Annotated in this window: 7 protein-coding genes and 2 pseudogenes; 4 read left to right on the top strand and 5 right to left on the bottom strand. The window is 54.3% G+C overall.

What is annotated here, in order from left to right; genetic code table 11:
- From merC to merT, 3 genes are all read right to left on the bottom strand, one after another.
- A partial coding sequence (gene merC / locus BMH52_RS22105) for an organomercurial transporter MerC (protein WP_073845045.1) occupies positions 1–360 on the bottom strand: 360 nt, incomplete at its 3' end.
- A 12-nt stretch (positions 361–372) separates the two neighbouring features.
- Positions 373–648 (bottom strand): mercury resistance system periplasmic binding protein MerP, encoded by a 276-nt coding sequence (gene merP, locus BMH52_RS22100; protein WP_003425048.1) that lies wholly within the window; start codon positions 646–648, stop codon positions 373–375.
- A gap of 17 nt (positions 649–665) precedes the next feature.
- The gene (merT, locus tag BMH52_RS22095; protein WP_003425049.1) at positions 666–1,016 is read right to left on the bottom strand and encodes a mercuric ion transporter MerT; all 351 of its coding nucleotides are present in this window, start codon (positions 1,014–1,016) and stop codon (positions 666–668) included.
- Between the two features lie 71 nt (positions 1,017–1,087).
- Here merT and merR point away from each other — a divergent pair, with 71 nt between their 5' ends.
- Positions 1,088–1,519 (top strand): Hg(II)-responsive transcriptional regulator, encoded by a 432-nt coding sequence (merR, locus tag BMH52_RS22090; protein WP_003425050.1) that lies wholly within the window; start codon positions 1,088–1,090, stop codon positions 1,517–1,519.
- A 288-nt stretch (positions 1,520–1,807) separates the two neighbouring features.
- Here merR and BMH52_RS22085 read toward each other — a convergent pair.
- Both BMH52_RS22085 and BMH52_RS22080 read right to left on the bottom strand, forming a co-directional pair.
- Positions 1,808–2,800 (bottom strand): annotated as a pseudogene (locus BMH52_RS22085) (OprD family outer membrane porin); the annotation flags it as partial.
- A gap of 217 nt (positions 2,801–3,017) precedes the next feature.
- Positions 3,018–3,350: pseudogene (locus BMH52_RS22080) on the bottom strand (DUF2790 domain-containing protein).
- A 948-nt stretch (positions 3,351–4,298) separates the two neighbouring features.
- On the opposite strand from BMH52_RS22080, the gene BMH52_RS22070 reads away from it, so the two are divergent.
- From BMH52_RS22070 to BMH52_RS22060, 3 genes are read left to right on the top strand one after another with little or no spacing between them, the layout of a single operon-like run.
- Complete coding sequence (locus BMH52_RS22070; protein WP_008432865.1) at positions 4,299–4,727, top strand: TIGR03757 family integrating conjugative element protein; 429 nt, start codon at positions 4,299–4,301, stop codon at positions 4,725–4,727.
- The gene (locus tag BMH52_RS22065; RefSeq protein ID WP_008432863.1) at positions 4,724–5,665 is read left to right on the top strand and encodes a TIGR03756 family integrating conjugative element protein; all 942 of its coding nucleotides are present in this window, start codon (positions 4,724–4,726) and stop codon (positions 5,663–5,665) included. The genes BMH52_RS22070 and BMH52_RS22065 overlap by 4 nt, the downstream gene beginning before the upstream one ends.
- A gap of 20 nt (positions 5,666–5,685) precedes the next feature.
- Positions 5,686–7,047 (top strand): integrating conjugative element protein, encoded by a 1,362-nt coding sequence (locus tag BMH52_RS22060; protein ID WP_024073345.1) that lies wholly within the window; start codon positions 5,686–5,688, stop codon positions 7,045–7,047.
- Positions 7,048–7,053 lie beyond the last annotated feature (6 nt).

The raw sequence follows: 7,053 nt of genomic DNA, 5'->3' as shown, positions 1-7,053 counted from the left end.
TCCCCCAAGCATGAGGGCCAGACCGATATAGAGCAGCCAACCGCTCCGCCAGCCATAAGCCCGCATCAAAAACACCGCAGCCAAGACCAGGACAGGGCCTATCAGGCCGAGTGCAGTTCGCTGCCACTGCCGATGTTTGAGCCAGCCAAGGGAATTGACGAGCAGCGCCAGGGCCGCAAACAAGGGCAGTAGCGTGGTGATGAACAGGCCTTCCCACTGGCTCAAAAAGCCCAGACCGATTGCAGCGCCTAAGCTAGCCAGAGCAGGAAAACACGCGGCGCAGCCTAGGGCTGAAACCAGCACACCGACGGAACTGGCTTTGTCACCGATCCGCGTGAACAGATTGAGAGGATTTCTCATTGGTATTTCCTCCTATTGCTTGATGGTAGATGGATAGCCGGCATCCTCGGTCGCCTTGGTCAGGGCCTCGGAGTTGGTCTTGGCATCGTCGAAGGTCACGATGGCTTCGCGTTTCTCGAAACTCACCTCGGTCTTGGTCACGCCCTCGACCTGGGTCAGCGCTTTCTTGACCGTGATCGGACAGGCGGCGCAGGTCATGCCCGGTACCGACAGGGTGACGGTTTGGATGGCGGCCCACACCGGGGAAACCACGGCAATGAGCGCGAGAGCGGCAAACAGCTTTTTCATGGGAGACTCCTGCCTGATCAGTAAAACAACGGGAGGATGTAGGGGAAACCGAGCGCGACCAGCACGAGTGCCATCACGAGCCAGAAAATGAACTTGTAGGTAGTTCGTACCTGCGGAATTGCGCAGGTCTCACCGGGTTTGCAGGCTTGAGCCGGGCGGAAAATGCGCCGGTAAGCGAAGAACAGCGCCAACAATGCCGCGCCGATGAAAAACGGGCGGTAGGGCTCCAGAACGGTGAGATTACCGATCCAGGCGCCGCTGAAGCCCAGGGCAATTAGCACCAGCGGGCCCAGGCAGCAGGTGGACGCAAGGATCGCCGCCAGACCTCCAGCGAGGAGTGCACCACGGCCCTTTTGTGATTCAGACATGGGTTCAACCTTTCGAATGTTTGATCGATGGGTTAAGGTTATTTCCGTAGTCAGGTACGGAGTCAAGCGGTATGAAAAACACTGCGGAAAGCCTGACCATTGGCGTCTTTGCCAAGGCAGCCGGGGTTAACGTGGAAACCATTCGGTTCTATCAACGCAAAGGGCTGTTGCCCGAACCGGACAAGCCCTACGGCAGCATTCGTCGCTACGGCGAGGCGGATATTGCACGGGTGAAATTCGTGAAGTCCGCACAACGGCTGGGCTTCAGCCTCGATGAAGTGGCCGGACTGTTGCGGCTCGATGACGGTACGCACTGCAATGATGCGCGTGTGCACGCCGAGCAGAAGCTCGAAGACGTGCGGGGGAAACTTGCGGATCTGCGGCGGATCGAGTTGGTCCTGGCGCAGTTGGTTGATGACTGTTGCGCGAGCCACGGGACGGTTAGCTGCCCGCTGATCGATTCGCTGCATGGAATAGATAGCCACGAAAACTTCGCGCCTTAGCCTACGATTTCCCGTTTCATTGCCCCCCTGTTTGTCGGCTTGAACAGGAAAAGAGCGGCGCTCAATGAGCCCCGTTGACTGGCCAAACCTACGGTCTGCTTTTAGCCACGCTCTTACCCTACAGAGCCGAGAGTCCTGATCACTTCGAATGCAAATGATTGGTCAGTTGCAACGCAAATGGGTGGTCAAGTGGGGTGCAATTTCGCAGTTTTTGAGTGTGAGCGCGTCAATCAGCGGTTAAAGGGGATTAAGGTCTGAGATGCAAGGCGGTGTAGTTCGGACGCTTACGTTGAAATCGCTGTACTGAATGGAGTTATCCAAAAAAATTGAGTCGGACTGGCGAAGGTAGTCAAAGTCGTCGTTACCATTATTGCGCTGGTAACCAACGGTCACGGCGTGCGCTCCGAATTTGACCCCGGTCTTGCCGCTCCAGATCTTGTTATCGAAGCTTCCCAGAAGTTTTTCACCCTCATCAACCGCTCGGTAGTAATTAAAGCCGCCAATTAGCGATACGCTTTCTGAGAGTGGATAGCTCAATGTGGTGCCCGCGTAGTATTGGTTCCACACATCCTTGAATTGGCTGGTGTAAAGACTCACACCTACGTGTTCATTGACCGTGTAATCGCCCCCTAGATAAGCGATCCATGGAGCATCTACTACACCGGCGTAAAAAGTTGAAAAGCCGTCACGCATGCTACTGGAATTGGGTTGGCTCATCGCATGCAGCCGGCCCCCCTGAAGGGTCAGGCCTTTGATGCTGGTATTAGTGAACGTTGCACCCCGGAAACTCTCCGGGAGAAGTCGGGAATCCCCATAGGCAACGACAGGCGTCGATGGAAATACGTCGCCTACCTTGACGACTGTATCCAGGAAACGCACTTTTGCGGCCCCGCCTACTTTTGAGTAGGAGTCTTCAGGTTGGCCTTTGCTATTGTGCGGCAAGACATCGACTGAGCTACGGGCTCCCGAGCGACCATCACCTGAATCGAGCTTGAGGCCTTCCATTGCAAACGCATCAATGCCGAAGCCTACGGTACCTTGAGTAAAGCCTGATTCGAATCGGCCAATGATGCCATGAGCCCATTCGGCTGAGTAACCATTGCCCGTGGGGCTTGATTGACCCTTTCGATAATCACGATTGAGATAGAGATTCCGATTGAGAATACTAAAGGTGCTCCCCTCAATGAACCCTTCAGGCTTTTGCTCCACAGCTACTGCAACTTGCCCCATGCTCATGCCAAGGGAAATGAGAGAAAGACCATAAATGCTTTTATTGTTCATTTAACACTCCAGGCTTTAGCTTGGCAGAGTTTCTTTATGAAATATTTTTTATAATTATAAAAGCCACCAGCACGTGAGGATTTCTCCTACGTGCCGGCAGACATAATTTCATACAATAGATAACTCCAGCGTGACCTGAAAATTACTTCTGTGTCAGCGAACAGCAAGCAGGCTCAAAACATACCGAACAACCTTGCGCAGTCAGGGCTAACGCTAATTAACTTCCGTGAGGGCAGTTAGTACCCATAACCTTGTATTCCAAGGTGTTGAGCTTGCCCGCCGAATCTTCTTAGGTCATGCGCGAAGGGGCTACGCCACAGGTTTTATTGGCTTGAGTGGTACTGATTACCTTCTGGACATCGAGGTTCATTCCGTATTCATAATGAACAACTTCAGGTGTCGCCTTTCCGTTTTCTAAGGCGTACTGCTCCATCGCCTTCTGGTTCTCTTGCATCATTCGACCATAAACACGGTCACCACCTCCTTCAGCCATGGCCAAAGAAGACATGGTCAAGATGGAAGCGGCAAAAACAACTTTTAATAATTTCATGATTTTCTCCTAGTGCTCACTTACTTCTGACTAGAGGATAACCAGTGATGCCTTTCAGGAAGCTGCCGCGAATATTACATATCTGTAAGGCCTCTCGTAGAGCTCGTGAGTTCAACTATTTAAAGTTTAGCTTTATTGGCAGAGCACGCTGAATGCATCATACGACCATCAGAAATCAACTCGTATCCCACCTGGAGCATCTAGAGATTTTTTATAAAAATGCATATCTTCCTATTATGAAAAGCGGCTTTGACCGCTACAGGCGGATGAATCGTTTGGGCGTAGCTAAATGAGACTACGAACGTGTCACAAAAGCCTCATGGGCTGCGGAAATTAGGCACTACGTAGAGCACCGAAAACGCAATCGGCAGGATGGTCTTTAACAGCAATACGGTCTCGGAGGATAGGTTTTTATCTTATCCTTAACGTCATCGAAGATGACATTGAAGCTGTGCAGCAGGCGCTCCGTTTGCAACATTTGATCGTGAAGGATCTCAAGCAGGACAGCACAAACTACTGCCTGCCCAAGGATAAAGATAAAGCCTTCGAATCTTGAGGTTGTTTTCTCCAGCACGACCAAACCCGCTGACGATATCGGCAGGGCGAGCATTTTGCCGTTGATGTCGCCCGAAGCTTCAATAGAAGTGATTTTTCGTTATGTCGTGGGGCGGTGGCGAGACTCGTCCGACTGGCGTACTGTGGACCATCGGCGGCGATGGGGCCAAGAAGGGTCGCCTCATAAACTTGGCTTGAACTCTTGCTGTGTGGATAGCCAGTTAACTGCGTACTCACTGCGTCGTCAATTTGAGCCGACCAAGTGCCATCTCTAATCCAACCCACACGAATTCGTCGCTCTCAAATACCCAAAGCTTCCAAATTCCTATTTCTTACTGCGCTCAAGACAGCCATCCGGTCTTCTGTACCTGAATCCATATCAGGTACGGTGCCATGCTCCAGATCCTTACCCACATTAGCGAAACGCGGCGCTGGCTGTTTTCACTGCTACTGTTCTTGTCAACTGCGTCCCACGCGGAGACGTGGGTCATTACAAACCGAGCACATCCAGTATCCGCACCTTCTGGCGCTCGCGTCATCTTCCTGGATGATCAGCAGCGCCTTGAAGAACAACTTTCCAACCAACTACCCGCCGATCCACGCCAGGCAGAAGCGGCCATTCAACGCTACCTTGTCAGCCCTGCAGGGAAGCATCTGCAAAACGAGTTGGCCCAAGCCCAGCAGGGCGTCATAGACGCCTGGAGCCTGCGAGTCGAAAAACTCCCAGCCGTGGTCGTAGATCGTCGCTACGTCGTGTACGGCGAGCCTGACGCAGCTAAAGCCGTCGCGTTGATTGAACGAGCACGGAGCCTGTCACGATGAGACGCTCACGTTTTGCGATCCGGCCTTTGTCGCTGGCTATCACTTTCAGCCTGTCATTCAGTGCATCGGCTGCGATCAACTCGGCAGCGATTATTGCCTCGACCCTGTCACCAACCTGCCTGGAGTACAAAGTGGTCGGCATCTGCTATTGGCTGCTCTGCACGCCATTCGGATGCAAAGTCAAAACCTCGACCAAGGTTCGTCACTACGTACCGGACGCTGTGGTGTCTGCATATGCGAATACCGGGATGAACCCTTGGATAGAGATGTCACCTCTTGGCACCCCGAATCCGATGGCCCAAGCGGGCAACGACGGCACTACCAATCACGTTGCAGAGAACAACATCATCAAATTTAAGGAAGCCGATGTCATCGGCCATCCAGGTGGTGCGGCGTTGAGTCAGTTTGCCAGCGCCTCGGGCTATGTATGCAAAGGCGCAACCTTACCGCTTGTGCCTTACTTTCTGAGCACCCTTGACCCCATTGCTTGGCGATACGGCGTCCCGGAATCCGTATACCCCGAAGCACTCATTCCGGGCATGCGCGAAGTCGGTAGCCTGCTCTCAGCAAGCAGCTGGGGGAACGTCTACCCGCGTAGCGGCTTCCTTAACCAGACTGACGACTACAAAACGGGCGCAGTTATTGCGCAGCGTGCCGGCGACGTGGTTACCCGCCCAGGCCAGGTCCATGTCTACTTGCCGATGCTCGCCCTTCCCTACCCCGGTTACTGGCCCGCAGGGCCGCTACGCGAAGGTGACGCCTCCACTGGTAAGTGGCAAGAGCTCACCCCAGTCCTCAACCCGACTTGCGCAACCTTTCCCACCATCGATCCGAACATCGATGCGCAGGATGGCGGCTACGCCTGGGCACTCTGGCGCCCTTATTCGTGTTGCCAGCGTCGAGGACAGACCTTCCTCGGCAGTACGGACTTCCAATGAAACAGCGATCGGAGCAAAGCATGAAACTCACTACCTTGGCGATAGGGCTCGCCTGCAGCCTCAGCAGTGCAATAGCGCTCTCTGCTGATCCAATCAACGTCTCCTCCTCCGGAAGCGTCATTGGGGACAACGTGCTGTATAGCATTGGCGGCGGCAACGCAGTCACCATGGGGAGCGCAGGCAACATGGATAGTATTTCTGTGGGAGGCGGTTGGAATACCAATCTAATCTGCGGAAACATGAGCCTGAGCACAACCCTTGAAAACCAATTGAATGGTGCCACTTCCGGCTTCAAAAACATCATGAGCTCGGTGGTACAGAGCGCCACCAGCGCCGTGGCTTCGCTGCCGGCACTGATTCTTCAACGTGCGAACCCGGCGCTATACAACCTCATCACCAACGGCATTTTGCAGGCCCGCCTGGACTTCGACCGCTCCAAAGGCACCTGCCGCGCCATTGGCGAAAAGATGGCGGATATCGCCGGTAACCAAATGGGCTGGGGCAAGCTTGCTGAAGGTCAGGCTATGAGTCAGGCGCTAACATCCAACACAGACGCAGTGTCGGCGGTGGAACAAGTCGAAAAGAAAGGTGGAAACGATGGCGTCACTTGGGTTGGTGGTGATAGAGCAGGTGGTTCCGGTCAGAAGCCAATTCGTATCGTAGGCGACGTCACCAAGGCGGGCTACAACCTTCTGAACAAGCGCGCGGCCGGCGACACCGCATCCATCAGTAAAGCGAACTGCAACAACGGCATGGTGTGCAATGTCTGGTCATCGCCCCAGGAAGCCACCACCTTTGCCAATCGTGTCCTGGGTGAACAACAACAGCAGACCTGTGACAGTTGCCCTAAAACGGTGACAGCCGCAGGCGTCGGCCTCACGCCGCTGATCCAGGAAACGTACGACACCAAGCTGAAGGCCCTGCAGGAACTGCTGAGCGGAAGCAAAACGCTGTCGCTAGAAAACCTGGAAGCAGCGAGCAGCAACTCGTTACCCATCACCCGAGGCGTTGTAGCAGCACTCAAGGATGAGCGCGACCAGGACGTACTCGCTCGCCGGCTTGCCTCCGAAGTCGCGTTGTCCGATGTGTTGGAGAAAGCTCTGACCCTACAGCGCACCTTGATGGCAGGCAGTCGGGAACCGAACGTCGCGGCTAATGACCTCGCCGTCCAGGCAGTCGGCCAGCAGAGCTCCTCGCTGCAACAGGAGATCGGCAACCTCAAAATGGAACTGGACATGCGTCAGCAGCTCGCGAAGAACTCGCCTCTGACCATCATTGAACGCAGCAAAGCACGGGCAGAAGACTCTCGTGGCGTGTCCCCGGGAGCCCCAGAAACGAATCGATTGGACCAGTTGCAGTCACCCGCCCAGAACAAACAGTGAGAAAGG

The organism is Pseudomonas sp. BTN1 (genome assembly GCF_001907715.1).
GTDB lineage: Bacteria > Pseudomonadota > Gammaproteobacteria > Pseudomonadales > Pseudomonadaceae > Aquipseudomonas > Aquipseudomonas paracarnis.
This window is presented reverse-complemented; position numbering and strand designations above follow the sequence as displayed.

Bases quoted from the DNA above. Each gene is read 5' to 3' on its own strand.
- BMH52_RS22070 (WP_008432865.1), top strand. From the start codon at position 4,299: ATGCTCCAGATCCTTACCCACATTAGCGAAACGCGGCGCTGGCTGTTT.
- merP (WP_003425048.1), bottom strand. From the start codon at position 648: ATGAAAAAGCTGTTTGCCGCTCTCGCGCTCATTGCCGTGGTTTCCCCG.
- BMH52_RS22060 (WP_024073345.1), top strand. From the start codon at position 5,686: ATGAAACTCACTACCTTGGCGATAGGGCTCGCCTGCAGCCTCAGCAGT.
- merR (WP_003425050.1), top strand. From the start codon at position 1,088: ATGAAAAACACTGCGGAAAGCCTGACCATTGGCGTCTTTGCCAAGGCA.
- BMH52_RS22065 (WP_008432863.1), top strand. From the start codon at position 4,724: ATGAGACGCTCACGTTTTGCGATCCGGCCTTTGTCGCTGGCTATCACT.
- merT (WP_003425049.1), bottom strand. From the start codon at position 1,016: ATGTCTGAATCACAAAAGGGCCGTGGTGCACTCCTCGCTGGAGGTCTG.